The sequence below is a fragment of the Geodermatophilus tzadiensis genome, assembly GCF_003002915.1.
Taxonomy (GTDB): Bacteria; Actinomycetota; Actinomycetes; order Mycobacteriales; family Geodermatophilaceae; genus Geodermatophilus; species Geodermatophilus tzadiensis.
This window is the reverse complement of record NZ_PVTG01000001.1, coordinates 212201-238092: the sequence shown is the minus strand read 5'-3', so window position 1 is coordinate 238092 and position 25892 is coordinate 212201. Positions and strand designations below refer to the sequence as shown.

Genomic DNA, 25892 nt, shown 5'->3' with positions numbered 1-25892 from the left:
GTGCGACCCGCCGGAGTCCCTGCCACGATCCCCGGGTGGCGGGGAGCGTGTCGGGTGCGGCGGGGACGGCGGCGCGGGAGCGGGTCGCCGCGCTGCTCGCCGAGCTCGGCGCCGGCGGCCCGCTGCTCGCGGTCACCGACCTCAGCACCCGCCTCGGCGTCGTCCAGGGGGTGCTCGCCGACTCCGTGCTCGACCTGGCCGTCACCGAGAGCGGGCTGCGCCGGCTGCGCGCCGAGCTGCGGGGGCGCCGCTGGGCCGCCGACCGGCAGGTGGGTGTCCCGGAGGTCCTCGGCACGGCCGAGGACGGCCGCTGGCTGCTGTCCCGGCGGGTGCACCCGGGCCCCTCCGGCGGGCCGCGGTGGACGGCGGTGGCGGTCGAGTCCGCTCTGCGCATCGCGCCCCTGCCCGTCCCCGCGGGGGAGCCGTGGTCCCCGCCCGCGCCGCCGGTGCTGCGCCGGGCGCGCGGCACCGTGGGCGACGCCGCGCGCCTGCTCCGCGGCGGGGTGCGGGTCGGCGAGCTGCGGGCGGTGCGCGCGGCCGCGGCGCAGCTGCCGCTGTCGGAGGCCGGCCACGGCGACCTGCGCGCCGCCAACGCCGTCGTCGACACCACCGCGGAGGCCACCGGGCCCGACGCGGAGGGGCGGCTGGTGGTCCTCGAGTGGTCCGGCGTGCGCGCCGCGCCCCGCCACCGCGACCTGCTCACGCTGTGGGCCACCACGCCCGACGCCGACGACCGCGGGCGCGTCGCCGACGTCGTCCGGTCGCGCACCGCCGGGTGGGAGGAGCCCGACGTCGGCCTGCTGTGGCACGCCGTCGCCCTCGAGCAGCTGGTCGCCCGGCTGACCCGGGCCGACCGCGGCGACGGTCTCGACGCCGACTTCGCCCGCGCCCGCCTGGAGGAGGCCCGCCGCCTCGCCGCCGACCTCGGCAGCCCGGTGGCGACCTGATGGAACGGCCCGCTCGCAGGGGCCCACCGCGAGCGGAGCGAGTGGTGGGGGCGAGGGGTCCTGTTCAGCCCGTGGGGTCGATCTCCTCCGGGTCGCGGCCCAGCAGCACGGCCACCTGGTCGACGACCACATCGCGGACGAGGTCGGCGAGATCGTCGCGGTCGTGCGCCCGGATCTCCAGCGGCCGCCGGTAGACGACGATCCGCGCCGGCACGTCGCGGCCGTCCTCGCGGTGGGCGGGCAGCACCCGCGCCAGCGGCACCGTGCCGTCGTCGAGGACGTCGGGGTCGAGCACCACCTCGTCGGGGTCGGTGTGGTCGACCCACGGCACGTCCTCGACGGCGAACTCGACCCCGGCCAGCTCGCGCTCCCAGCGGCGCTCGAGGTCCTCCACCGCGTCGAGGACCAGGTCGTCGAACTGCTCGGCCCGGCTGCGGGAGAGCGGCACGTCGCCGGGCACCAGGCGGCCCCGCAGGCCCCGGCCGTGCCGGTCGCGGCGGGTGCGGGGGGAGCGGCGGTCGGGTCGGCTCATGGCGGGGCGAGCGTACGGCGCGCCGGGGGCGCGGGCAGCGCACCGACCGCCCGGCGGGACCGGCGACCCGGTGCGGGAGTGCCCGGGAGCGTCGGGTTGGATGCGTGGGGACGGTGGGGGAACAGAGGTGCGCGCACCGGTGCGCCTGTCGCCGACACCCCGCGGACGCGGCTACTGTGCCTCGCGTGAGGAACCGGTGGTGAGGCAGTCACGTCGCTGCTCGCGCAGCGGCTGCGCACAACCGGCGGCGGCGACCCTGACCTACGTGTACGCCGAGTCGACCGCTGTCGTCGGGCCGTTGGCCACGTTCTCGGAGCCGCACAGCTACGACCTCTGCGAGTTCCACGCCGAGCGGCTCACGGTGCCGCGCGGCTGGGAGGTCGTCCGGCACGAGATCGACGTCGAGGACTCCGGTCCGACCGGTGACGACCTGCTCGCGCTGGCCGACGCCGTCCGCGAGGCCGCTCGTCCCGAGCCGCCCCGGCCGCCGGCCGACGACGGCCGCGGCACGCGCCGCGGCCACCTGCGGGTGCTCCCCGACATCCCGTGAAGGTCCCCACCGCCAGCCGCCGTTAGTGTCGACGGGCACCGGACGCAGCCGCGCGGCCGGGCAGTCCAGGCGAGGGTGGCAGTGACGGACCTGTCGGCGATCATCAAGGCTTACGACGTCCGGGGTGTCGTCCCCGACCAGTGGGACGAGGACGTCGCGCGGCGCATCGGCGCCGCCTTCGCCGAGCTCGTGGCCACCGAGAGCGGCGCCACCGCGGTCGTCACCGCGCACGACATGCGCCCCTCGTCGGTGCCGCTGTCCCGCGCCTTCGCCGAGGGCGTGCTCTCCCGCGGCGTCGACGTCGTCGAGGCGGGCCTGGGCTCCACCGACCTGCTCTACTTCGCCGCCGGCTCGCTCGACGTCCCCGGCGCGATGTTCACCGCCAGCCACAACCCCGCGCAGTACAACGGCATCAAGCTCTGCCGGGCCGGCGCCGCGCCCGTCGGGCAGGAGTCGGGGCTGGCCACCGTCCGCGAGTGGGCCGAGCGCGACAGCTACGACCGGGAGCCCGCCCGCACCGCCGAGGTCGCCCAGCGCGACCTGCTTCCCGACTACGCCGAGCACCTGCGCCGGCTGGTCGACCTGTCGGGCATCCGGCCGCTGCGCGTGGTCGTCGACGCGGGCAACGGGATGGGCGGGCACACCGTCCCCGTCGTGCTGGCCGGCCTGCCGCTGGACGTCGTCCCGCTGTACTTCGAGCTCGACGGCACCTTCCCCAACCACGAGGCCAACCCGCTGGACCCGGCCAACCTCGTCGACCTGCAGGAGGCCGTCCGCCGCGAGGGCGCCGACATCGGCCTGGCCTTCGACGGGGACGCCGACCGGGTGTTCGTCGTCGACGAGCGCGGCGAGCCGGTGAGCCCCTCGGCGATCACCGCGCTGGTCGCCGTCCGGGAGCTGGCCAAGGGCCGGGGGACGACGGTGATCCACAACCTGATCACCTCGCGGGCGGTGCCCGAGATCGTCCGCGAGCACGGCGGCGACCCGGTGCGCACGCGGGTCGGGCACTCGTTCATCAAGGCCGAGATGGCGCGCACCGACGCGGTCTTCGGCGGCGAGCACTCCGCCCACTACTACTTCCGCGACTTCTGGCGGGCCGACACCGGCATGCTCGCGGCGATGCACGTGCTCGCCGCGCTGGGGGAGCAGAGCCGGACGCTGTCGGAGCTGACCGCCGCCTACAGCCGCTACGCCGCCTCCGGGGAGGTCAACTCCACCGTCGCCGACGCCGCCGGGCGGACCGCGGCCGTCCGCGAGGCGTTCGAGGCCGAGGGCGCGACGTTCGACGAGCTCGACGGGCTGACCGTCGACCTGCCCGACGGGTCGTGGTTCAACCTCCGGGCCAGCAACACCGAGCCGCTGCTGCGGCTCAACGTCGAGGCTCCCGACGAGGCGCGCATGGTGCAGCTGCGGGACCGGGTGCTGGGGATGGTGCGCGCGTGAGCGGGACCGGACCGCTGGGGCTCGACCCCGTGCTGCTGCAGGTCCTGGCCTGCCCCGACACCCACCACAGCCCGCTGACGGTGGACGAGGCTGCGGGTGAGCTGGTGTGCCCGACCTGCGACCGGGCCTTCCCGGTGCGCGACGGCATCCCGGTGCTGCTGCTCGACGAGGCCCGGACCCGGTCGGCATGACCTCGCCCGAGCTGGCCGAGGAGGTCCTCGACGACCTCGACGTGCTGCGTGCCCGCGACCCCCGCGGGCTGCTGCCGGCCGTCGCCGGTGCCGGTGCCCAGGTCCGCGAGACCGCCCGGCTGACCGACGAGGCCGGCCTGGACCGGATCACCACCGGTGGGCGCCCGCGCGGGCTGGTCATCGTCGCCCGGCGCGAGGGGGCGGTGGCCGCCTCGGTGCTGCGGGCGCTGCTGGGCCCCGCCAGCCCGGTCACCGTCGACGTCGTCCCCGGCCCGGACCTGCCGGTGTGGACCGGGCCGACCGACGTCGCCGTCGTCGCCACCCGGACCGGCGCCGGCGCCTACGCGGTGGCGCCGGCCTACGAGGCCGCCCGCCGCGGCGTCTCGCTGCTGGGCATCGGCGCCGAGGACGCACCGCTGCGCGCGGCCTGCTCCACCGCGCGGATGCCGTACGTGCCGCTGCCGCGCTCGCGCGTCCGGCACACCACGCTGTGGTCGCTGCTGACCCCGCTGCTGCGCCTGGCCACCGGGCTGGGCCTGGTCGGGCAGGCCGCCGCCGACTGCGAGGCCGTCGCGGCGACGCTCGACGAGGTCGCCGCCGAGTGCGGGCCGGCGCGCGAGTCGTTCGTCAACCCGGCCAAGACCCTGGCCCTGGAGCTGCTGGACGCGCTGCCGGTGATCGTCGCCGAGGGGTCGCTGGCCGGCACCGCGGCCACCCGCTTCGCCGACCAGCTGGCCACCCTCGCGGGCCTGCCCGCCAGCGGCTACCGGCTGCCCGACCAGCGGGTGGCCGCCCGCGCCGTCCTCGGCGGCCCTCTGGCCCCGCGCGACGGCGACGACTTCTTCCGCGACCGCACCGACGACGAGGGCCGCCGGCTGCGGCTGCTCACCATCCGCGACACCGACGCCGCCTCCCACGACGGCGGCGGCGAGCGGGAACCGCGGTCGGCGGCGGAGGCGATGGCGGAGGTGCTGCGCACCGCGACGGCCCACAACGTGCCGGTCAGCGGGCTGGCCGAGCACGGCGAGCCCGACCGCCACGGCCGGCTGCCGCGGCTGGCCCGGCAGCTGGCCGTGGCCGACTTCAGCGCCGTCTACCTCGCCCTGGCGCTCGACCGGGAGCGGGCGCTGGGCCGCTGACCCCGGCCGGCGGGGCGGCCGAGCCCGCCCGCCGGCCCGCCCGATCGGGGGACCGCGAGGCGGCGGGACCCGGATCGGCCGTGGGTGCCCCGGTAGCCTGCGGGGCGATGTGGCAGATGAACAACGCGGTGCGGCACTACCCCTGGGGGTCGCGGACCGTCATCCCCGACCTGCTGGGTGAGCCGGTCCCCGCCGACCAGCCGTACGCGGAGCTGTGGATGGGCGGTCACCCCGACCAGCCCAGCGTGCTCTCGACCGGCGTCGCGCTGGACAAGGCGATCACCGAGCAGCCCCAGGAGCTGCTGGGCCCCGAGGTCCACGAGCGCTTCGGCGCCCGGTTGCCGTTCCTCATGAAGGTCCTCGCCGCCGAGACGCCGCTGTCGCTGCAGGCGCACCCGACGATGGAGCAGGCCCAGGCCGGCTTCCTCGCCGAGGAGGCCGCCGGGGTGCCGCGCGACGACCCGGCGCGCACCTTCAAGGACCCGTGGCACAAGCCCGAGCTGCTGCTGGCGCTGACCACCTTCGAGGCGCTGTGCGGCTTCCGCCCGGTGGAGGAGTCGCTGCACTGCCTGGCCAAGCTGCAGCTGCCCGAGCTCAAGCCGACCATCGCGGCGCTGGCCCGCGGCGGGCTGCAGGCGGCCATCCCGCAGCTGCTCGCGCTGTCGGGCAAGCGGCGCACCCACCTGGTCGACGTCGTCGCCCGACGGGCGGCGGGCTTCGTCGCCGCGCACGACCCGGAGTTCATCAACACCTACCGGTGGGCCGCGTCGCTGGCCGAGACCTACCCGGGCGACCCCGGCGTGGTCATCTCGCTGCTGTGCAACCACCTGAAGCTCGCGCCGGGTGAGGCGGTGTTCCTGCCGGCCGGCAACCTGCACGCCTACCTGTCCGGGGCCGGCGTCGAGGTCATGGCGAGCTCGGACAACGTGCTGCGCGGCGGCCTGACCGCCAAGCACGTCGACCTGGCCGCCCTCATCGAGGTGCTGGACTTCTCCGACGGACGCGTCCCGGTCATCCACCCGGTGCTCGGCCCCGGCGGGCTGCGCTACCCGGTGCCGGTCGAGGACTTCGACCTGACCCGCGCCCAGCTCGACGAGCAGGCCGGCTCGTTCACCACGCGCGGGCCGCAGGTCGTGCTCTGCGCCGAGGGGCGGGCGACGCTGACCGGTGCCGACGGCGAGGTGGTGCTCGAGCGCGGGCAGTCGGCGTTCGTCGCGGCCGGTGCGCCGGTCACCGCCCGCGGGCCGGCCGTCCTCTACCGGGCCACCACGAACCTGCGCTGATCCGCGCCGCGGCCGCGTGTCGCGGCCCGGCCGGAGCGGAGGCCGGACGTAGCGTCGGCCGTGTCCCTCCGCACGGCCCTCGCGCGCGCCGGCGCCCTGGGCGTGACCGCCGTCCTGGCCACCGGCTGTGCCGAGCTGGGCGGGTCCTCCGCCGGTGCCGCCGGTGCCGCCGGGGACGCCGTGCCGACGGCCGCGGTCGCCGGCAGCGCGCTGGAGGCGCTGGCGTCGGTGCCGGTGCGCGGCCGCGCGCCGCAGACCGGCTACTCCCGCGACGAGTTCGGGGAGGCCTGGGCCGACACCGACCGCAACGGCTGCGACACCCGCAACGACGTCCTCGCCCGCGACCTCACCGGCGAGACGTTCCGGCCGGGCAGCGACTGCGTCGTCCTCACCGGCACCCTCGACGACCCCTACTCCGGCGCCACCATCGCGTTCCGCCGCGGCGAGGGCACCAGTGAAGCGGTGCAGATCGACCACGTCGTCGCGCTGTCGGACGCCTGGCAGAAGGGCGCCCAGCGCTGGGACGCCGCCCGGCGCACCGCCTTCGCCAACGACCCGCTCAACCTGCTCGCCGTCGACGGCCCGCTCAACCAGGCCAAGGGGGACGCCGACGCCGCGACCTGGCTGCCGCCGGACCGCTCCTACCGCTGCGCCTACGTGGCGCGGCAGGTCGCGGTGAAGCTGACCTACGGCCTCTGGATGACCGCCGCCGAGCACGACGCGGCGTCCGCGGTGCTCGGCGGGTGCCCGGGCGAGCCGCTGCCCAGCCGCGAGGTGACCGCCGCGCAGCAGGAGCCCCCGTCCGCGCCGGCCGGTCCCTTCCCCGACTGCGCCGCGGCGCGCGCGGCCGGCGCGGCACCGGTCCGCGTGGGCGACCCGGGGTGGAACCCGGCCCTGGACGGCGACGGCGACGGCGTCGGCTGCGAGTCCTGAACACCCGGTACCCTGGACGACGGCACGAGCCCCGCCGAAGCCTCGGCATGCTCGCTCAGATCAGCGACCCGAGCGCCCGCCTCCCCGGTGGGCGCCTCGACCCTGGAGCGACATGACCGCCTCTACCGGCACCCGCGTCCTGACCACCCCGAACGGCGAGGCCGACTTCAAGGTCGCCGACCTCTCCCTCGCCGGCTTCGGCCGCAAGGAGATCCGCCTCGCCGAGCACGAGATGCCCGGCCTGATGGCGCTGCGCGAGGAGTACGGCGACGAGCAGCCGCTGGCCGGCGCCCGCATCGCCGGCTCGCTGCACATGACCGTGCAGACCGCCGTCCTCATCGAGACCCTCGTCGCGCTCGGCGCCGACGTCCGCTGGGTCTCCTGCAACATCTTCTCCACCCAGGACCACGCCGCCGCCGCGATCGTCGTGGGGGAGGGCACCGCCGAGCAGCCCGCCGGCGTCCCGGTCTACGCCTGGAAGGGCGAGTCGCTCGAGGACTACTGGTGGTGCACCCAGCGGCTGTTCGAGTTCCGCGACGAGTCCGGCGCGGTCGTCGGCCCGAACATGCTCCTCGACGACGGCGGCGACGCCACCCTGCTGGTGCACCTGGGCACCCGGTTCGAGGCCGACGGCGCCGTCCCCGACACCACCGAGGCCGACTCCGAGGAGTACGGCGTCATCCTCGACGTGCTGCGCGGCACCCTCGCGCAGGACGCCGGCTACTGGACCCGCATCGGCCAGGGCATCAAGGGCGTCACCGAGGAGACCACCACCGGCGTCATGCGGCTCTACGAGCTCGCCCGCGACGGCCGGCTGCTGTTCCCCGCGATCAACGTCAACGACTCGGTCACCAAGAGCAAGTTCGACAACCTCTACGGCTGCCGGCACTCGCTCATCGACGGCATCAACCGCGCCACCGACGTGATGATCGGCGGCAAGGTGGCCGTGGTCTGCGGCTACGGCGACGTCGGCAAGGGCTGCGCGGAGTCGCTGCGCGGCCAGGGCGCCCGGGTGATCGTCACCGAGATCGACCCGATCAACGCCCTCCAGGCGGCGATGCACGGCTACGAGGTGACCACGCTCGACGAGGTCATCGGAAAGGCCGACATCATCATCACCGCCACCGGCAACCGCGACATCATCTCCGCCGAGCAGCTCGGGCAGACCAAGCACCAGGCGATCATCGGCAACATCGGCCACTTCGACAACGAGATCGACGTGGCCGGCCTCGCCCGCACCCCGGGCATCGAGCGCACCCAGATCAAGCCGCAGGTCGACGAGTGGCGCTTCGCCGACGGCCACACGATCATCCTGCTCTCCGAGGGCCGGCTGCTGAACCTGGGCAACGCCACCGGTCACCCGAGCTTCGTGATGAGCGCGTCGTTCTCCAACCAGGTGCTCGCCCAGATCGAGCTGTGGACCAACCGGGCCGCCTACGAGGGCCAGGAGCCCACGGTGACCGTGCTGCCCAAGAAGCTCGACGAGCACGTGGCCCGGCTGCACCTCGACGCGCTCGGCGTGAAGCTCACCGAGCTGTCGAAGGTCCAGGCCGACTACATCGGCGTGCCGGTCGAGGGCCCGTACAAGAGCGAGCACTACCGCTACTAGCAGGACCCCCTCGCCCCCCGCCACGTGCTCCGCACGCGGCGGGGCCCTGCGAGGGGGCCGCCCGCTGCCCCCCACCCTTCGCAAGCTCAGGGTGGGGCCCTGCAGCGGGGCCGTTCCAGTCGCTCGTCAGGGACCGTTCCCGTCGGTCGCCGCGGGGACCGTTGCAGCACGTCACCACGGGGAGGGGCGCTGGATCCGGCACGCCGGGTCCAGCGCCTCCGTGATCTGGTCGTGACGTCGCAGAATGGGTGCGTGCCCCCCACCGCTCAGCACAACGGGCCCAGCCGCGGCCGTGTCCTGGTCGTCGACGACGACGCCGCTCTCGCCGAGATGCTCGGCATCGTGCTGCGGCGGGAGGGCTACGACCCGGCCTTCGTCTCCGACGGCAACCGCGCGCTCGGCGTCTTCCAGCAGACCCGGCCCGACATCGTCCTGCTCGACCTGATGCTGCCCGGGCGCAACGGGCTGCAGATCTGCCAGGACATCCGCACCCAGTCGACGGTGCCCATCGTCATGCTCACCGCCAAGGGCGACACGATCGACGTCGTCCAGGGCCTCGAGGCCGGCGCCGACGACTACGTGACCAAGCCGTTCAAGCCCGTCGAGCTCGTCGCCCGGGTGCGCGCGCAGCTGCGCCGCGGGGAGACCGGGCAGGCCGAGACGCTCGCCATCGGCGACGTGCAGATCGACGTCCCCGCCCACCAGGTGACCCGCGACGGCACGCCCATCGCGCTGACCCCGCTGGAGTTCGACCTGCTCGTGGCGCTGGCCCGCAAGCCGCGCCAGGTGTTCACCCGCGAGCTGCTGCTCGAGCAGGTGTGGGGCTACCGGCACGCCGCCGACACCCGGCTGGTCAACGTCCACGTGCAGCGGCTGCGCGCCAAGATCGAGCGGGACCCGGAGAAGCCCGAGATCGTGCTCACCGTGCGCGGGGTGGGCTACAAGGCCGGCCCCCCGTGAGCGGAGCGGGCCCCGGGAGCCGACCGGCGTGCTCCGTGAGCCGGTGAGCACCACCCACCCCCCGGCGTCGGCGACCGCCCCGGCCGCCGACGGCACGGGCAGCAGCCGGGTCCCGGCACCGGCGCGCGCCGCCGGTCACCGCCCGCGCGACGTGCGCGCGCTGCGGCGCGGACTGCGCCGCCGGGCCGTCCGGGCGCGCATCCGCGCCCGCCGGCTGGGCGCCTCCGCCGTCTCGGCGTGGCGCTCGTCGCTGCACGTGCGCATCGGCGCGATCACGATGGTCGTCGCCGGCACCGTCGTGGTCATCGTCAGCCTCGTGCTGTTCAGCCAGATCCGCACCCAGCTGCTCTCGGTCAAGGAGCAGGCCGCGGTCGACCAGGCGCAGGCCGGGGTGGTCTACGCGCAGACCGAGGTGGTCGGCATCGCCGCCGGGGACGCGGCGAGCGTGCGGGCCACCCTGGAGCGCACCGTGCAGCAGCTGCTCACCCGCGGCGGGTCGGCCGGCACCTTCGACGTGGTCATGGTCTACCGGACCGGCGACACGGAGCGGCCGCCCGCGGTCAGCCGCCCGGGCATCTACCCGGCCCTGCCCGAGGGCCTGCGCGCCGGGGTCGCGGGCGGCGCCCAGTACAGCCAGTACGCGATGGTCCCCAACGACTCGGGGCAGGCGCGGCCGACGCTGCTGGTCGGGTCGCCGGTGCCCGCGGGGGCGTCCTCGGCCGGGCAGATCGAGCTCTACTACGCCTTCCCGCTGGACCAGGAGGAGGAGACGCTCTCCCTCATCCGCACCACGGTCGCGATCAGCGGCATCGCGCTGACCCTGTTCGTCGCGGGCATCGGCGTGCTGGTCACCCGGCTGGTCGTCGACCCGGTGCGGCGGGCGGCCGGCACCGCGCAGCGGCTGGCCGAGGGGCAGCTCGAGGAGCGGATGACCGTCCGCGGCGAGGACGACCTGGCCCGGCTGGCCACCAGCTTCAACGCGATGGCCGACAGCCTCCAGCGGCAGATCACCCAGCTCGAGGGGCTCTCCCAGCTGCAGCAGCGGTTCACCTCCGACGTGTCCCACGAGCTGCGCACCCCGCTGACGACGGTGCAGATGGCCGCCGACGTCCTGCACGAGTCCCGCGGCGACTTCCCGCCGCACGTCGCCCGCTCCGCCGAGCTGCTGCACGAGGAGCTCGACCGCTTCGAGCGGCTGCTGTCGGACCTGCTCGAGATCAGCCGCTACGACGCCGGCGCCGCCGTGCTGGACTGGGAGCCCACCGACCTCGGCGCGCTCGTCGGGCGGGTGGTCGACGGGATGTCCTCGCTGGCCGGCCGGCACGGGTGCGAGCTGCGGGTCAGCGCCCCGGCGGGCCCGGTGATCGCCGAGGTCGACGCCCGGCGGGTGGAGCGGATCCTGCGCAACCTGGTCGGCAACGCCGTCGAGCACGGCGCCGGCAAGCCCATCGACATCACCCTGGCGGCCAACCGGACGGCGGCCGCGGTGACCGTCCGCGACCACGGCGTGGGGCTGTCCTCGGCCGAGGCGCAGCACGTGTTCGACCGGTTCTGGCGGGCCGACCCGTCGCGGGTGCGCACCGTCGGCGGCAGCGGCCTGGGGCTGTCGATCAGCCTCGAGGACGCGCGGCTGCACGGCGGCTGGCTGCAGGTCTGGGGCCAGCCCGGCCTCGGCGCGCAGTTCCGGCTCACCCTGCCGCTGACCGCCGACAGCGACCTCACCAGCTCGCCGCTGCCGCTGCGGCCCACGATCGTCCGCCGTCCCGGGGTCCGGCCGTGAGGCGCCTGCTGCCGGTGCTCGCCGCGCTGGCCCTGCTCACCGGCTGCTCCACCGTGCCCACCTCCTCGGCGCCCGTGCAGATCACCGAGGCCTCCGCCCGGCCGGCCGGCGAGGTGGGCATCGAGCCGGCGGAGCCGCCGGCGGGCGGCACGCCCGAGGAGGTCGTGCGCGGCTTCATCGACGCGGCGGCCAGCACCGTCCGCAACCACCCCGTGGCACGGCAGTACCTCACCGGCGAGGCGGAGGACGCCTGGTCGGACACCAGCGGCATCACCCTGGTCGGGCCGGACTACGCGACCGTGACCACCGACGCCGGCGGCGTCGTGCTGACCGGCGACCTGCTGGGCACCGTGGACACCCGCGGGGTGTTCACCGGCTCGGCGGGGGAGCCCTACACCCGCGAGTTCACGCTCGTCGAGGTCGAGGGGGAGTGGCGGATCACCAACCCGCCCGACGGCCTGCTCATGCTGGTGCCCGACTTCGAGCGGCTCTACGACGAGCGCGCGGCCTACTTCCTCGACCCGACCGAGCAGCGCGTGGTGCCCGACCCGCGCTACCTGCTCGGCGGCGAGGCCCAGCCGACGGTGCTCGTGGACCGTCTGGTCGAGGGGCCGTCGCCGGCGCTCGCGGCCGGCGTCCTCAACGCGCTCGACGGCGTCACCCTGACCCGCGCGGTGACCATCACCGGCACCACGGTCAGCGTCGACCTCGCCGGCCTTCCCGACCTGCCCGCGGCCCGGCTCGCCCAGCTGTGCGCCCAGCTGGTGTGGACCCTCGACCAGCTCGACGGCGTCAGCTCGGTGCAGGTCAGTGCCAACGGCGAGCCGCTGACGGCGGAGGGGATCCCGGCCGTGCAGCGCACCGACGACTGGGTCGCCTTCGACCCCGAGGCCGCGCCCGCCGACGCCGACGGCCACTACGTCGACGGTGGCCGGCTGATGACCGACGACGGACAGCCGGCCCCCGGGCCGGCGGGGGAGGGCGCCTACGGGCTGACCGCCGCGGCGGTCGCGGCCGACCCGCGCACCAGCGCCCTGACGTCGATGGTCGGCACCTCCGTGTCCGAGGGGACGGCGACGCTGCTGGCCGGCAACTACGGCGGCGACCTCGCCCCGCAGCTCACCGGGAGCCGCTTCTCCACGCCGACCGTCGCCGCGACCCGGCCGGAGTTCTGGGTGGTCCGGGACGAGACGACCGTCGTCCGCCTGCCGGCCGGCGGGTCCCCGCAGCCGGTCAACGCCCCGACGCTGCCCGCCCAGGGCCGGGCGACGGCGCTGCAGCTCTCGCCCGACGGGGTGCGCGCCGCCGTCGTCGTCAGCCGCGGGACGGGGGGCTCGTCGCTGCTCGTCGGCACCGTCGTCCGCTCCGACGAGGGCCCGGTGGCGCTGCGCGACCTGCGGCCGGTGGCGCCGCGCCTGACGTCGGTGGTCGACGTCGCGTGGCCCTCCGCGGACCGCCTGATGGTGCTGGCGGGGGACGGCGAGGAGGGCGCGGCGCCCTACGTGGTCGGTGTCGACGGCTGGGGGCTGACGGAGGTGCCCACCTCGGGGCTGCCCAGCCCGCCGACGTCGGTGGCCGCCGCACCCGGTCAGCTGCCGCTGGTCAGCGCCGGCGGGTGGGTGTGGCAGCTGTCGGGCGGCACCTGGGTGACGCTCATCCGCGGTGCCCAGCCGGTGCCGGGCCTGGAGCCGTTCTACCCGGTCTGAGCAGCGCCGTCTCCACAGATGCGGTCGCGGCCGGCCGCCGGGGCGGCGGGGACCGCAGGCTGGGGCGGTGGGCGGACTGGGAGCGGCGCTGGCCGACCTGGTCCTGCCGCGCACGTGCGCCGGCTGCGGCGTGCCCGGCCCGGCGCTGTGCCGACGCTGCGCCCGCCTGGTCGCCCGGCCGCACGTGGCCACGCCGCGCCGGGTGCCGGCCGGCCTGCCGCCGGTGGTCGCGGCCGGGACCTACGCCGGGCCGGTGCGCGCCGCCGTCCTCGCGTTCAAGGAGCGCGGTCGCGCCGAGCTCTCCGGGCCGCTCGGGACGGCGCTGGCCCTCGCCGTCGCCGCCGGGGCCGCGGTGCTGCCCGGCCGGCCGGTGCTGCTGGTCCCGGTGCCCCCGAGCCGGGCCTCGCTGCGGTCGCGCGGCCGCGACCACGTGCGCGAGCTGGCCCGGGTCGCCGTCGTCGAGCTGGCGGCCGCCGGGGTGGCCGCCCGGGTGGCGCCGCTGCTGGCCCGCACCGGGCGGGTGCGCGACTCGGCCGGCCTGTCGGTGGCCGACCGGCGGGCCAACCTGGCCGGCACGTTCCTGCCCCGGCGGCGGTCGGCGGTCCCGTCCGGAGCCGTGCTCGTCCTGGTCGACGACGTCCTCACCAGCGGCGCGACGCTCACTGCGGCGGCCGCCGCACTGGCCGGGACACGCGCGGACGGCGACACGCCGGTCCTGGCCGCCGTCGTGGCCGCGACGCCCCGCGCGCCGACACCGGGTGTCCACCACTCGGTTGCGGACGGTGCAGCGCGCCGCGCTCTCCGGCACCCTCTCGATCGACTGTCGACCCCTGTTGACAGCGACTAGCGTGGTCTCGGTCACACCCGACGACGACCGGGAGGTCTGATGGAGATCGTGGTACGTGGCCGCAACGTCGAGGTGCCGGAGCACTTCCGGCAGCGCGTCGAGGACAAGGTCGGTCAGCTCGAGCGGTTCGACGGCAAGTTGTCCCGCATCGACGTCGAGCTGTTCCACGAGAAGAACCCCCGGCAGTCCCACAGCTGCCAACGCGTCGAGATCACCCTGCGCGGCAAGGGGCCGGTGGTCCGCGCCGAGGCCTCCGGACCCGACTTCTACTCCGCGCTCGACCTGAGCTGCGGCAAGCTCGACAACCGGCTGCGCCGGGCGAACGACCGCCGGCGCGTCCACCACGGCCGGCGCACCCCGCCCAGCGTGCGGGTGTCCGGCGCCACCGAGGCAGCACCGCTGGAGACACCGGCGCTCGGCCTCGTCGACGGCGCGGTCGCGGACGTCGCCGCCGAGCCACCGGACACCGACCTCGACGAGCACCTGCCCGGCCAGGTGGTGCGCGAGAAGCACCACCCCGCCGTGCCGATGACCGTCGACCAGGCCCTGCACGAGATGGAGCTCGTGGGGCACGACTTCTTCCTCTTCCAGTGCGCCGACACGGGACGGCCGACCGTCGTCTACCGGCGGCACGCCTTCGACTACGGCCTCATCCGGCTGGTCGAGCCGCCCCTGGGGGAGCAGCACAGCGCCCGTCACGAACCGGCCGAGCCCGCGGCCGTCCCCCGCTGACACCGCGGCAGGGGCCCGGCCCGACCGGCCGGGCCTCTGCCACGTCAGTCGCCGGGCAGCCGGCCGAACAGGACGGCGTCGGCCCGGGACCCGTCGCGGTAGGACAGGCAGGAGCGGACGACGCCCTCGCGGACGAAGCCGGCCCGCTCGGCGACCGCCTGGGAGGTCCCGTTGCGGACGTCGGCCAGCAGGTGGACCCGGTGCGCGCCCCGGTCCAGCGCCCAGTCGGCCAGTGCCCGGGCCGCCTCGGTGGCGTAGCCCCGTCTGCGGGCCCACGGCGCGATCCAGTAGCCGACCTCCGGGCCCAGCCGGCGCCCGTCCTCCAGGTGGTGCAGACCGCAGGAGCCGACCAGTTCGCCGTCGGCCTCGATCGCACACGACAGCTCCCGGCCCTCCGCGCGCCCGCGTGGTGAGACCGCCGTGACGAACTCCTCGGCCACCTCGCGCGTGTAGGGCACGGGCAGGGCCAGCAGCCACCGCTGGGTGTCCGCGTCCTGGCAGGCACGGAACACGGCGTCGGCGTCGTCCGGCCGGTGGGGCCGCAGCACCAGACGGGCGGTGCGCACCACCTCGGTGGTCAGGTCGACACCGGTCAGGGAGAGGACCCCGTCCCTCTCGTCGCTCGCACGCTCGCGACGAGCCTCCGGACGGGGCCGAGGAGCAGTCATGCCGTGATGGTCACGCGTTGCCGAGGACCCGGTCGACCGATATCTCGATGACCACCCGCGCCGGGTTCTCCCGGGGCTGCCGGTAGCGCCGCGCGTAGCGCGCCTCGGCGTCGGCGACCGCGGTCCGGTCGTCGCGCACGACCGCCGCGCCCTCGAGGGTCACCCACCGGCGGCCGTCGACCTGGCAGACGGCCACCCGCGACTGCCCGGCGCGCACGTGCCGGGCCTTGGCCGAGCCGGCGGAGGTGATCACGCGCGCGGTGCGGGTGTCCGGGTCGTAGGTGACGCCGACCGGCACGACGTGCGGGCTGCCGTCGGCGCGCAGCGTGGTCAGCGTGGCCAGGTGCCGCTCGGTGAGGAAGCCGAGCAGTTCCGGACCGAGATCGTGCAGGTCGTGGGCCACGTCAGGAGGTTAGGCGGCCTCCGGCACGGGCACCGGCCGGGCGTGGAGCTGGCGGGGGCGCGGGTGCTGGTGGCCGGTGCGACGGGCGTGCTGGGCGGCGAGCTGGCGCGGGCGCTGGCCGGGGCCGGCGCGCGGGTGGCGCTCACCGGGCGGGACGAGGGGCGGCTGCAGGCGCTGGCCGGCGAGCTCGGCGGTGTCCCGGCCCGCGCGGCCGACGCGGTCGACGTGCAGTCCGTGCGCGGCGCGGTGGACGCGGCCGCCGACGCCCTGGGCGGCCTGGACGCCGTCGTCGTCGCCTGGGGCGTGGTGGCCTTCGGGCCGGCCGCCGACGCCGACGACGCCGTCACCGAGGAGCTGTTCGCGGTCAACACGCTCGCCCCGATGAGCCTGGTGCGCGCCGCGCTGCCGCACCTGGCCGACGGCGGTGCCGTGGTGCTCCTGTCGGCGATCGTGGCCGACGCCCCGACGCTGGGCATGGCCGAGTACTCGGCGAGCAAGGCCGCGCTCTCGGCGTGGGCCGCGGTGCTGCGGCGCGAGCTGCGCAGCCGGTCGGTCGCCGTGCTCGACGTGCGGCCCCCGCACGTCGACACCGGCCTGGTCGACCGGGCGCTCGCCGGGACCCCGCCGCGGCTGCCCGCCGGGCACGACCGCGACGAGGTCGTGGCCGCCGTCCTCGACGGGCTGCGCGAGGGGGCGCGGGAGGTCGTGCTCGACCCGGGGGAGAAGCGGCTGGTCCGCCGCTGACCGCCCGGGACCGGGCGCTGCCTCCCCGACTCGCCGCGGGAGCCGCCTACGCTGGTGTCCGTGGTGTTCTCGAGGATCCTCCGGGCCGGTGAGGGCAAGCTCGTCCGTCGACTGGAACGGATCGCCGACGCGATCGAGCTGCTCTCCGACGACGTCGCCGACCTGACCGACGCCGAGCTGCGCGCGAAGACCGACGAGTTCAAGGCGCGCCTCGAGGACGGCGAGACCCTCGACCAGCTGCTGCCGGAGGCCTTCGCCGTCGTCCGCGAGGCCGCGAGCCGGACGCTGGGCCAGCGGCACTTCCGCGTGCAGCTCATGGGCGGTGCCGCGCTGCACCTGGGCAACATCGCGGAGATGCGCACCGGTGAGGGCAAGACGCTGACCGGCGTGCTGCCGGCCTACCTCAACGCCCTGACCGGCCAGGGCGTGCACGTGGTCACGGTCAACGACTACCTGGCCAAGCGCGACGCCGAGTGGATGGGCCGGGTGCACCGCTTCCTCGGCCTGTCGGTGGGCACGATCCTGTCCGGGGAGAAGCCGGCGCACCGCCGCGAGCAGTACGCCTGCGACATCACCTACGGCACGAACAACGAGTTCGGCTTCGACTACCTGCGCGACAACATGGCCTGGAGCAAGGCCGACCTGGTCCAGCGCGGGCACCACTACGCGATCGTCGACGAGGTCGACTCCATCCTCATCGACGAGGCACGCACCCCGCTGATCATCAGCGGTCCCGCCGAGACGGCCGGCAAGTGGTACGTCGAGTTCGCGCGGATCGTGCCGCTGATGCAGCGCGACGTGCACTACGAGGTGGAGGAGGCCAAGCGCACGGTCGCCGTCACCGAGGAGGGCGTGGAGTTCGTCGAGGACCAGATCGGCATCGACAACCTCTACGAGGCGGTCAACACCCCGCTGATCGGCTACCTCAACAACGCGCTGAAGGCCAAGGAGCTCTTCCACCGCGACCAGCAGTACATCGTCAGCAACGGCGAGGTGCTCATCGTCGACGAGTTCACCGGCCGCGTGCTGGCCGGGCGCCGCTACAACGAGGGCATGCACCAGGCCATCGAGGCCAAGGAGGGGGTGAAGATCAAGGACGAGAACCAGACGCTCGCCACGATCACCCTCCAGAACTACTTCCGGCTCTACGCCAAGCTCTCCGGGATGACCGGCACCGCCCAGACCGAGGCGGCCGAGCTCTCCCAGACCTACAAGCTGGGCGTCGTCCCCATCCCGACCAACCGGCCGATGGTCCGCCAGGACCAGTCCGACGTCATCTACAAGACGGAGAAGGCCAAGTTCGACGCGGTCATCGACGACATCGCCGAGCGGCACGAGGCCGGCCAGCCGGTGCTCGTGGGCACCGCCAGCGTCGAGAAGTCCGAGGTCCTGTCGACGTTCCTGCTGCGCAAGGGCATCCCGCACGAGGTGCTCAACGCCAAGAACCACGCGCGGGAGGCCTCGATCGTCGCCATGGCCGGGCGGCTCGGCGCGGTCACCGTGGCCACCAACATGGCCGGCCGCGGCACCGACATCCAGCTCGGCGGCAACCCCGAGTTCATCGCCGACGAGGCGCTGCGCGCCCGCGGCCTGTCGCCCTCGGAGACCCCGGAGGAGTACGAGGCCGCCTGGGACGAGGCGCTGCAGGCGGCCAAGGACCAGGTCCGGGCCGAGCACGAGGAGGTCGCCGACGTCGGCGGTCTCTACGTGCTGGGCACCGAGCGGCACGAGAGCCGCCGCATCGACAACCAGCTGCGCGGCCGCTCCGGCCGGCAGGGCGACCCCGGCGAGTCGCGCTTCTACCTCTCCCTCGGCGACGACCTCATGCGCCGCTTCAACGGCCCGATGCTCGAGTCGATGATGACCACGCTGCGGGTCCCCGACGACCAGCCGATCGAGTCGAAGATGGTCACCCGGGCCATCCGCTCGGCGCAGACGCAGGTCGAGCAGCAGAACTTCGAGGTCCGCAAGGACGTCCTGAAGTACGACGAGGTGCTCAACCGGCAGCGCACCGTCATCTACGACGAGCGCCGCAAGGTGCTCGACGGCGAGGACCTGCACGAGCAGGTGCAGCACATGCTCGACGACGTCGTCGGCGCCTACGTCGACGGCGCCACCGAGACCGGCTACGCCGAGGACTGGGACCTCGAGCAGCTGTGGACCGGGCTCAAGGCGCTCTACCCGGTGAGCCTGACGGTGCCCGACCTGCTCGACCGGGTCGCCGACGGCGAGCAGGCCGCGCTGACCGCCGACGTGCTGCGCTCGGAGCTGCTCGACGACGTGCACCGCGCCTACCAGGAGCGGGAGTCCGCGCTGGGCGCGGAGGTCATGCGGGAGCTCGAGCGGCGGGTGCTGCTGTCGGTGCTCGACCGCAAGTGGCGCGAGCACCTCTACGAGATGGACTACCTGCGGGCCGGCATCCACCTGCGCGCGATGGCCAACCGCGACCCGGTCGTGGAGTACCAGCGCGAGGGCTACGACATGTTCAACGCGATGCTCGACGGCATCAAGGAGGAGTCGGTCGGCTTCCTGTTCAACCTGGAGGTCAAGACCAAGGAGCAGCAGGAGGCCGAGGCCCGGGCGCAGCAGGCCGAGGCGGAGGCCAAGGCGCTCGCTGCCGCGCAGGAGGGCACCGCCCGTGTGCTGGCCCGCCAGGCCGCGGCCGCGAAGGCCGCCGAGGCCGCCGCGGCGCCCGCTGTTCCGGCCACCGCGCCCGCCGCTCCGGCGGAGGCGCCCGCACCGCCGGCGGACGGGGACGGCGCCGCGCCCGTGGCGCCCGCCGCCGCGCCGGTGTCGGTGACCAAGCCGGCGGCCAAGCCCGCGGCCCGGCGCTCGACCGGCGCCCCGGCCAACCGGCCCGGTGGGCGGCACGCCGCCCGCAACGCCGCCCCGGCCGCGCCCGCCGAGGAGGCGCCGAGCCCCTCGGGCACCGGGCCGCAGCTCGCGGTCAAGGGCCTCGACGAGCCGCGGCACACGGAGGACCTGAGCTACTCGGCGCCCTCGCTGGACGCCTCGCCCAAGGAGAGCGGCCCGGCGAAGGCGGCGAAGACCGCCACGGTCACCGGGACCAAGGAGCCGGCCCGCAACGCGCCGTGCCCGTGCGGCTCGGGCAAGAAGTACAAGGTCTGCCACGGGGCGGCGGGCCGCTGAGGCCGCGCTCCCTCCGGTGACGGCGGGCGGGGACCTCCCGGTCCCCGCCCGCCGTCACCGCGGGACCCGCCCCGGTCAGCCGATCGACAGGGCGGTGCAGCGCCAGCGCCCGTCGACGCCCTCGAGCCGCGCGGCCACCGCGTGCGCCCGGCCGCCCCGGCGGGCCACGGCGCTGACCTCGGCCACGCCGTCGACCGGTTCGCACACGTGCACCGGGCCCAACAGCAGCGGCGCGGTGCCGCTCGTGCACCAGGCCGGCCGCCGTCCGCGGACGAGCGCCGCGTGGACGCCCGGCGTGGTGAGCCGCTGCACCTGCGACAGCGGCCGCCGGCCGGCCAGCGCCTCCAGCACGGTGGTGAACAGCGTGCGCCCGGCCGCGCGCGGGTCGGGCAGGTCGGCGCGCACCGACCAGGCCGGGCCGAAGGGGTCGACCGGTGCCCGGTGCACCCCCGGCGGGCTCGGACGCGGGCCGGGCCGGTGCGGCGGCCGCGGCGGCGGGGTGGCGGGGTCGACCAGCGGCACGGCCGGGCCGTCGAGGGCCGGGTGCAGGGCCGGGACGACGGCCAGGTGCAGCCGGCGCAGCGGCGCGGGTGCGGGCGGGGGGACGACGGGTGCGGACACGGGGGCTCCCGGGGTCGGACGGCGGGGACGGGCCGGGGGAGCGGCCGTCGTCGGCGGTGGCGGAGCGGGCTCAGGACGGCGGGCGCAGCACCTGCCCGGGCAGCAGCAGGTCGGGGTCGTCGCCGATGACGGCCGCGTTGGCCGCCCACCACCGGCCGACGGCGGCGGCAACCTCGCCGTCCCCGGGCTCGGCGCCGGTGCGCGCCCGCAGGTCGGCCTCGGCGATCGACCACAGGCACTCGCCGCGCAGGACGACGTGGTCGCCGGGCGTGGGGGCCGGCCAGTCGGGGACGGCGACCGGTGCCGTCCCCGGCACCGCAGCCGCGGGGCCGGCCGTCCAGTCGGGCACGCCGGTCGGGCTCTCCGCGCCGGCGGTCGCGACCACCGCCGGCGCCGGTGCCGCGGACGGCCCGGGCAGCGCGACGACGGTGGTCAGCCCGATGCCGAGGGCCAGTGCGGCGGCGTGCCGTCCCGACGCGGGCAGCACCCGGCGCAGCAGCACGCCGGCCACCGCGCCGGCCCACCCGGGCAGCGCGGAGAGGGCGGTGAGCGCCAGGCCGAGAGCGCCCCAGGCCCACACGGCCCAGGCCAGGGCCGCGACCCCGCCGAGCAGCAGCGCCTCGGGACCGGCGACGTCGACGACCCGCTGGAGGTCGCCACCGGGCGGGACCAGCCGGTCGAGGTCGGGGGTGAGCACCCCCAGGACCGCGGCGACGGCCGCCATGGCCGCCGTCGTGGCGGCGAGTCGACGGATCGACACGGGGACCTCCTCAGGTGCGGGCGACGAGGTACTGAAGCAAGCAAACGCATCCAAACGCAAGAGTCAGTGTGCATCTAGGCTCGGAGTCATGCGCTGGCAGCAGTTGTTCGCCGACCTGCAGGCGGAGTTCGAGGCGGCCGAGGCGGCCGAGGAGTGGGCGCAGCTGCCCTCCCGGGCGCGCGCGGAGACCGGCGCGGTCCGGCTGGCCGACCGGCTCGGCGGCGCGCTGGGCCGCCGCGTGTCGCTGCGCTGCCGTGGCGCGGGGGAGGTGGCCGGGCGGCTGGCCGAGCGGGGGCCGGACTGGCTGCTGCTCGAGGACGACGCCGGCCGCGAGGTGCTGGTCGCCCTGCCGGCCGTGCTGGCGGTGGCCGGGCTGGTGCGCGCGACGGCGGCGCCGGAGGCGGGGTCGCCGGTGACGGTGGACCTGCGGCGGGTGCTGCGCGGGCTGGTGCGCGACCGCAGTCCGGTGACCGTGGTGCTCGACGACGACGGCGTGCTGACCGGGACGCTCGACCGGGTGGGCGCCGACTTCGTCGAGCTGGCCGAGCACGCCGCCGACGACTTCCGCCGGGCCGGCGCGGTCCGCGCGGTGCGCGCGGTGGCGCTCGGCGCCGTGGTGGCGGTGCGGACGCTGGCGCCCGGCACCGCCTGAGGCTCAGCCGCGGCGGCGGCTCCGGGCGGGCGCCGGCTCGGGTGCCGACCCGGGTGCCGTGGCGGGGGACTCGGGCTGCTCGTCCGCGGTCGGGGCGGCGGTCAGCTCGTCGGCGGCGGGCACCGCGCCGGCCCGTGCCTCGGCGTACTTCTGCTGGATGAAGCGCTCGAGCTCGTCGACCTCGACCCGCCACTGACCGCGGCCGCCGATCTGGATGGCGATCAGCTCCCGGCGCCGCACGAGCGCGTAGGCCTGCGACCAGGAGACGTTGAGGATCTCGGCGACGTCGTCGAGGGTCAGGAACCGCGGTGAGGGCATGGGGTCTCCGTCCGTTCGCGGTCAGTCTGTCAGGACCGCACTCACCCGGGCGCATCCCGTCCACACCCGAACGTGTGGACAGCCGGTGCACGCACCTGCGTCCGTAGCGCATCATCTGCGTCCGACCGCGCCGGACCGCCGGCCGCGAGGTACCTCCGCCGGGACGGCGGGGATCCGGGGGAGCCCCCGCGACGAGGAGGAGACGCCGGGTGAGCGCTGCGACCCGCACGGCCCCGGCCGCAGCCGCCGACGAGCCCGCGACCGGCCCGGTGCCCCGCCGGGTCCGCCCGCCGCGCTGGCTGGACCTGCGCCTGGTGCTCGGCGTGCTGCTCGTGCTCGGCTCGGTGCTGCTCGGCGCCCGGGTGGTCACCGCCGCCGACGCCACCGTGCCGGTGTGGTCGGTGGCCGGTGACCTGGCGGCCGGCACCGTGCTGGGGGCGGGCGACCTGGTCGCCGTCGACGTCCGGCTCGGCGACGCGGCCGGCGCCTACCTCTCCACCGGCACCGACCCTGCGGGCCGCACCCTGGCACGGGCCGTGCGGGCGGGCGAGCTGCTGCCGCGCACCGCGCTCGAGGAGCCGCAGGAGCTGGTGCAGGTGGCCCTCCCGGTGCAGGCCGGCTACGTCCCGCCGGGGCTCGAGCGAGGGCAGGTGGTCGACGTGTACGGCGTCACCGACCCCGCGGGCACGACGACCGGGGAGGGCGTCGTCCTTGTCGTGCGGGCGGCGCCGGTGCAGGCGGTGAGCGGCCGCGCCGAGGGTGTCCTGTCGACGGCGACCACGACCGTCCAGGTGGTCGTCTCCGTCCCGGCGGCCGAGGCGCCCGGGGTGCTCGGCGCGATCGGCGGGCGGCCGCTGGTCGTGGTCGTGCACGGGTCGGTCGATGCCGGTCCCGACGCCGGTCCCGGTGCTGGTCCCGACGCCCGCCCGGACGCCGCCGCCACGCCGTCCCCGGCCCGGCCGTCCGCCTCGCCGACGACGGGGACCGCGACCGCGCCGGTACCCGCACCGACGCCCGCTCCCGCGCCTGCCCCGGTGCCGCCGGCGGCACCGCCCGGCGCCGTCCCTGCCGTGCCGGCCCCGGACCCGGGTGCCGCGCCGGCGCCCGCCGCACCGGCCGGGCCGACGGCCTGATGGCGCTGCAGGTGGTCACCGCCGTCACCGGGGCGGCGTGGGAGTCCGCGCTCGTCGGCGCCCTGGACCGCGCCGACCACGGGGTGACCGTCGTCCGCCGCTGCGTCGACGCTCCCGACCTGCTCGCCACCGCGGCCACCGGCACGGCGCAGGCCGCGCTGCTCTCGGCCGACCTGCGGCGGCTCGACGGCGAGGCGGTCGCCCGGCTCGCGGCGGCCGGCGTCGCCGTCGTCGGGCTGGCCGACCCCGGCGACGAGCGTGCGGCCGAGCGCCTCCGCGCACTCGGCGTCGCCACCGTGCTGCCGGCCGACGCCTCCCCGGAGGAGGTCGTCCGCACGCTGCGCGAGGCCGTGGCCGGCCGGCTGCCCACCGGACGCGACGTCGCCGACCCGCGCGCGGCGCTGCCCGCCCGCGACGTCCCCGAGCCGACCTCCGGTGCGCGGCGTCCGCCGGGTGGGCGGGTGGTGGCCGTGTGGGGACCGACCGGTGCGCCGGGCCGGACGACGGTCGCCGTCGGCCTGGCCGACGAGGCCGCCCGGCTGGGCGTGCGCACCCTGCTCGTCGACGCCGACGTGTACGGGGGCGTGGTCGCCCAGGTCCTCGGCCTGCTCGACGAGTCGCCGGGGCTCGCCGGTGCCGCGCGGCAGGCGGCCGCGGGCACCCTCGACGAGGCGGCGCTCGGCCGCCTCGCCTGGTCGGTGCGCCCGCACCTGGGCGTGCTCACCGGGCTGGCGCGCGCCGACCGCTGGCCGGAGCTGCGCCCGCGTGCGGTCGCCGCCGTGCTGGCGGAGGCCCGGCGGGTCGCCGACCTCACCGTGGTCGACTGCGCCTTCAACCTCGAGGAGGACGAGGAGCTGTCCTTCGACACCGCCGCGCCCCGCCGCAACGGGGCGACCCTCACCGTGCTGGAGGAGGCGGACGAGGTGCTGTGCGTCAGCGGCGCCGACCCCGTCGCCCTGCAGCGCACCATCCGGGCGCTCGGGCAGCTCCGCGACGTGCTGCCCGAGGTCGAGCCCGCGGTGGTGGTCAACCAGGTCCGGCGCGGGCCGGTGCCCGGCGACCCGCACCGGGAGATCGCCGAGGCGCTGGAGCGCTTCGCCGGCCGGCCGGTCCGCGCCTTCCTGCCCGCCGACCGGCGGGCCACCGACGCCGTGCTCGCGTCCGGCCGCACCCTGGCCGAGGTGGCGGCCGGGTCGCCGCTGCGCGCGGGGCTGCGGTCGCTGGCCGCCGGGCTGGCGCGCGTACCCGAGCCGGCAGCCGGTCGGCGGCGGGGCCGTCGCGCGGGGTGACCGCCGTCGCGGCCGCCCCGTAGCGTGGGGGCCCGATCCGGAGGGGGACGATGACCGAGCGGTTGAGCACCCTGGACGCGTCGTTCCTCTACCTGGAGGACGACGGCGCCCCGCTGCACGTCGCCGGCGTGCTGGTCCTCGAGCCGGTGGCGGGCGGCCTGGACGCCCTCGCCGACCTGGTGGAGGCCCGGCTGCCCCTGGTGCCGCGCTACCGGCAGCGGATCGTGCAGGTGCCCGGGCGCCTGGCCAACCCGGTGTGGGCCGACGACCCGGACTTCGACGTGGCCTACCACGTGCGGCGCTCGGCGGTGCCGCGCCCGGGCACCCAGCAGCAACTGCTGGACCTGGTGTCGCGGGTGACCTCGCGTCCTCTCGACCGCAACCGCCCCCTGTGGGAGGTCTACCTCGTCGAGGGTCTGGCCGAGGGGCGGGTCGCGGTGGTCACCAAGACGCACCCGGCGCTGGTCGACGGCCTCGGCGCGGTGGACATCGCCCAGGTGCTGCTCGAGCCGGCGCCGGACGTCGCCGTCCCGCCCACGGACGACTGGGCGCCGCGCCGGCTGCCGGGGCGCGTGGAGCTGGTGCTCGACGCCTTCGGCGAGTACGTGCAGCGGCCGGCGTCGGCCGTGGAGGGGGCCTGGTCGGCGGTCGGTGACCTGCGCTCGACCACCGCCCGCGTCCGCGGCGTCGCCGGCGGGCTCGTCCGGGCCGCGCAGTCGGCGGTCGTGCCCCCGCGGCACGGCCCGCTCAACCGGACGGTCGGCCGGCAGCGCCGGGTCGCGGTCGCGCGGGCGTCCCTCGAGGACCTGCGGAGCATCCGCAAGGCCCACGGCGGGACGGTCAACGACGTGCTGCTCACCGTGCTCACCGGGGCGATGCGCGACTGGCTGCTCTCCCGCGGCGAGCCGGTGCTGGCCTCGACGGCGATCCGGGCGCTGGTGCCCGTGTCGGAGCAGGGTGAGGACCAGGAGCTCCCCGGCAGCAGCGTGTCGGCCCACCTCGTCGACCTCCCGGTGGGGGAGCCCAACCCGTGGGTGCGCCTGGCGCGGCTGAGCTACGCGATGCGCGGGGTCACCCACTCCGGCCGCTCGGTGCGCGCCGACACGCTCATCGCGCTCACCGGCTTCGCCCCGCCGACGCTGCACGCGCTCGGCGCCCGCGCGGCCCGGGGCCTGTCGCGGCGGCTGTTCAACCTCGTCGTCACCAACGTGCCCGGCCCGCAGGTGCCGCTGTACGCGGCGGGCGCGCGGATGCTGGAGGTCTTCCCCGTCGTGCCGCTGCTGGGCGGCCAGGGCCTGGCCGTGGGCATGACCAGCTACGACGGGCACGTCTACGTCGGTCTCAACGCCGACCGCGACGGGGTCGGCGACGTCGACGTGCTCGCCGACCTCGTCGAGCAGGAGGTCGCCGCGCTCACCGAGTCGGTGCGCTGACGCAGCCCCGGCGGCGTCCCGGGCGCTCCCCGGCGGCGGGTGGCCGCGGGTTACCGTCGGCGTCCCACC

Annotated in this window: 25 protein-coding genes; 19 read left to right on the top strand and 6 right to left on the bottom strand. The window is 76.4% G+C overall.

All coding sequences use genetic code 11. From position 1 onward, the window contains the following. Positions 1 to 35 precede the first annotated feature (35 nt). A complete protein-coding gene (locus LY71_RS01135; RefSeq protein ID WP_146146036.1) occupies positions 36 to 947 on the top strand; it encodes a hypothetical protein in 912 nt (303 codons plus the stop codon). Between the two features lie 64 nt (positions 948 to 1011). Here LY71_RS01135 and LY71_RS01130 read toward each other — a convergent pair whose 3' ends face one another. Next, positions 1012 to 1479, bottom strand: a complete 468-nt coding sequence (locus LY71_RS01130) for a metallopeptidase family protein (RefSeq protein WP_106275140.1) — start codon at positions 1477 to 1479, stop codon at positions 1012 to 1014. A gap of 139 nt (positions 1480 to 1618) precedes the next feature. Between LY71_RS01130 and LY71_RS01125 the strand changes: the two genes are divergently transcribed. From LY71_RS01125 to hpf, 12 genes are all read left to right on the top strand, one after another. After that, a complete protein-coding gene (locus LY71_RS01125; protein WP_342747991.1) occupies positions 1619 to 2029 on the top strand; it encodes a DUF3499 domain-containing protein in 411 nt (136 codons plus the stop codon). 75 nt (positions 2030 to 2104) lie between these two features. After that, positions 2105 to 3472: a phosphomannomutase/phosphoglucomutase gene (locus LY71_RS01120; RefSeq protein ID WP_245887584.1), complete on the top strand. Its 1368-nt coding sequence runs from the start codon at positions 2105 to 2107 to the stop codon at positions 3470 to 3472. Further along, a complete protein-coding gene (locus LY71_RS01115) occupies positions 3469 to 3663 on the top strand; it encodes a Trm112 family protein (RefSeq protein ID WP_091362661.1) in 195 nt (64 codons plus the stop codon). Before LY71_RS01120 ends, LY71_RS01115 begins: the two co-directional genes overlap by 4 nt. After that, positions 3660 to 4802, top strand: a complete 1143-nt coding sequence (locus LY71_RS01110) for an SIS domain-containing protein (RefSeq protein WP_106275138.1) — start codon at positions 3660 to 3662, stop codon at positions 4800 to 4802. The genes LY71_RS01115 and LY71_RS01110 overlap by 4 nt, the downstream gene beginning before the upstream one ends. An 80-nt stretch (positions 4803 to 4882) precedes the next feature. Continuing rightward, a complete protein-coding gene (gene manA / locus LY71_RS01105) occupies positions 4883 to 6085 on the top strand; it encodes a mannose-6-phosphate isomerase, class I (protein WP_245887583.1) in 1203 nt (400 codons plus the stop codon). A 60-nt stretch (positions 6086 to 6145) separates the two neighbouring features. Then, positions 6146 to 7018 carry a GmrSD restriction endonuclease domain-containing protein gene (locus LY71_RS01100; protein ID WP_106275136.1) on the top strand — a complete coding sequence of 291 codons (873 nt, stop codon included), beginning with the start codon at positions 6146 to 6148 and terminating at the stop codon, positions 7016 to 7018. A 112-nt stretch (positions 7019 to 7130) separates the two neighbouring features. Next, positions 7131 to 8627 carry an adenosylhomocysteinase gene (ahcY, locus tag LY71_RS01095; RefSeq protein ID WP_106275135.1) on the top strand — a complete coding sequence of 499 codons (1497 nt, stop codon included), beginning with the start codon at positions 7131 to 7133 and terminating at the stop codon, positions 8625 to 8627. 252 nt (positions 8628 to 8879) lie between these two features. Then, positions 8880 to 9587, top strand: coding sequence for an MtrAB system response regulator MtrA (gene mtrA, locus LY71_RS01090; protein WP_091108511.1), 708 nt, complete (start codon positions 8880 to 8882; stop codon positions 9585 to 9587). A gap of 43 nt (positions 9588 to 9630) precedes the next feature. Next, positions 9631 to 11367: an MtrAB system histidine kinase MtrB gene (gene mtrB / locus LY71_RS01085; protein WP_106275457.1), complete on the top strand. Its 1737-nt coding sequence runs from the start codon at positions 9631 to 9633 to the stop codon at positions 11365 to 11367. Continuing rightward, on the top strand, positions 11364 to 13073 hold the full coding sequence (locus tag LY71_RS01080; protein WP_106275134.1) for an LpqB family beta-propeller domain-containing protein: 1710 nt from the start codon (positions 11364 to 11366) through the stop codon (positions 13071 to 13073). The genes mtrB and LY71_RS01080 overlap by 4 nt, the downstream gene beginning before the upstream one ends. A gap of 67 nt (positions 13074 to 13140) precedes the next feature. Next, the gene (locus tag LY71_RS01075) at positions 13141 to 13920 is read left to right on the top strand and encodes a ComF family protein (RefSeq protein WP_211297080.1); all 780 of its coding nucleotides are present in this window, start codon (positions 13141 to 13143) and stop codon (positions 13918 to 13920) included. A 39-nt stretch (positions 13921 to 13959) separates the two neighbouring features. Next, positions 13960 to 14652: a ribosome hibernation-promoting factor, HPF/YfiA family gene (gene hpf, locus LY71_RS01070; RefSeq protein ID WP_106275133.1), complete on the top strand. Its 693-nt coding sequence runs from the start codon at positions 13960 to 13962 to the stop codon at positions 14650 to 14652. A gap of 44 nt (positions 14653 to 14696) precedes the next feature. Here hpf and LY71_RS01065 read toward each other — a convergent pair whose 3' ends face one another. Both LY71_RS01065 and LY71_RS01060 read right to left on the bottom strand, forming a co-directional pair. Further along, on the bottom strand, positions 14697 to 15320 hold the full coding sequence (locus tag LY71_RS01065) for a GNAT family N-acetyltransferase (RefSeq protein ID WP_106275132.1): 624 nt from the start codon (positions 15318 to 15320) through the stop codon (positions 14697 to 14699). A gap of 10 nt (positions 15321 to 15330) precedes the next feature. Continuing rightward, positions 15331 to 15723: a pyridoxamine 5'-phosphate oxidase family protein gene (locus LY71_RS01060; RefSeq protein WP_106275131.1), complete on the bottom strand. Its 393-nt coding sequence runs from the start codon at positions 15721 to 15723 to the stop codon at positions 15331 to 15333. Between the two features lie 42 nt (positions 15724 to 15765). Here LY71_RS01060 and LY71_RS01055 point away from each other — a divergent pair, with 42 nt between their 5' ends. Both LY71_RS01055 and secA read left to right on the top strand, forming a co-directional pair. Further along, positions 15766 to 16467: an SDR family NAD(P)-dependent oxidoreductase gene (locus LY71_RS01055; protein WP_106275130.1), complete on the top strand. Its 702-nt coding sequence runs from the start codon at positions 15766 to 15768 to the stop codon at positions 16465 to 16467. 60 nt (positions 16468 to 16527) lie between these two features. Continuing rightward, complete coding sequence (gene secA, locus LY71_RS01050) at positions 16528 to 19617, top strand: preprotein translocase subunit SecA (protein WP_106275456.1); 3090 nt, start codon at positions 16528 to 16530, stop codon at positions 19615 to 19617. A 75-nt stretch (positions 19618 to 19692) separates the two neighbouring features. Here secA and LY71_RS01045 read toward each other — a convergent pair whose 3' ends face one another. Both LY71_RS01045 and LY71_RS01040 read right to left on the bottom strand, forming a co-directional pair. Further along, positions 19693 to 20238, bottom strand: a complete 546-nt coding sequence (locus LY71_RS01045; protein WP_106275129.1) for an Rv3235 family protein — start codon at positions 20236 to 20238, stop codon at positions 19693 to 19695. A 70-nt stretch (positions 20239 to 20308) separates the two neighbouring features. Then, positions 20309 to 20998 (bottom strand): LysM peptidoglycan-binding domain-containing protein, encoded by a 690-nt coding sequence (locus tag LY71_RS01040; RefSeq protein WP_106275128.1) that lies wholly within the window; start codon positions 20996 to 20998, stop codon positions 20309 to 20311. An 88-nt stretch (positions 20999 to 21086) separates the two neighbouring features. Between LY71_RS01040 and LY71_RS01035 the strand changes: the two genes are divergently transcribed. Then, entirely contained in the window at positions 21087 to 21650 is a 564-nt protein-coding gene (locus LY71_RS01035; RefSeq protein ID WP_106275127.1) for a hypothetical protein, read from the top strand. 3 nt (positions 21651 to 21653) lie between these two features. On the opposite strand, the gene LY71_RS23865 is transcribed toward LY71_RS01035, so the two are convergent. Continuing rightward, complete coding sequence (locus LY71_RS23865) at positions 21654 to 21968, bottom strand: helix-turn-helix domain-containing protein (RefSeq protein ID WP_245887582.1); 315 nt, start codon at positions 21966 to 21968, stop codon at positions 21654 to 21656. A 209-nt stretch (positions 21969 to 22177) separates the two neighbouring features. Here LY71_RS23865 and LY71_RS01025 point away from each other — a divergent pair, with 209 nt between their 5' ends. Genes LY71_RS01025 through LY71_RS01015 form a run of 3 tightly spaced genes read left to right on the top strand, consistent with a single transcriptional unit; the run spans position 22178 to position 25823 of the window. After that, positions 22178 to 23101 (top strand): SAF domain-containing protein, encoded by a 924-nt coding sequence (locus tag LY71_RS01025; RefSeq protein WP_106275126.1) that lies wholly within the window; start codon positions 22178 to 22180, stop codon positions 23099 to 23101. Further along, complete coding sequence (locus tag LY71_RS01020) at positions 23101 to 24390, top strand: CpaE/TadZ family protein (protein WP_106275125.1); 1290 nt, start codon at positions 23101 to 23103, stop codon at positions 24388 to 24390. Before LY71_RS01025 ends, LY71_RS01020 begins: the two co-directional genes overlap by 1 nt. A gap of 50 nt (positions 24391 to 24440) precedes the next feature. Then, complete coding sequence (locus LY71_RS01015; protein WP_106275124.1) at positions 24441 to 25823, top strand: WS/DGAT/MGAT family O-acyltransferase; 1383 nt, start codon at positions 24441 to 24443, stop codon at positions 25821 to 25823. Positions 25824 to 25892: the final 69 nt, after the last annotated feature.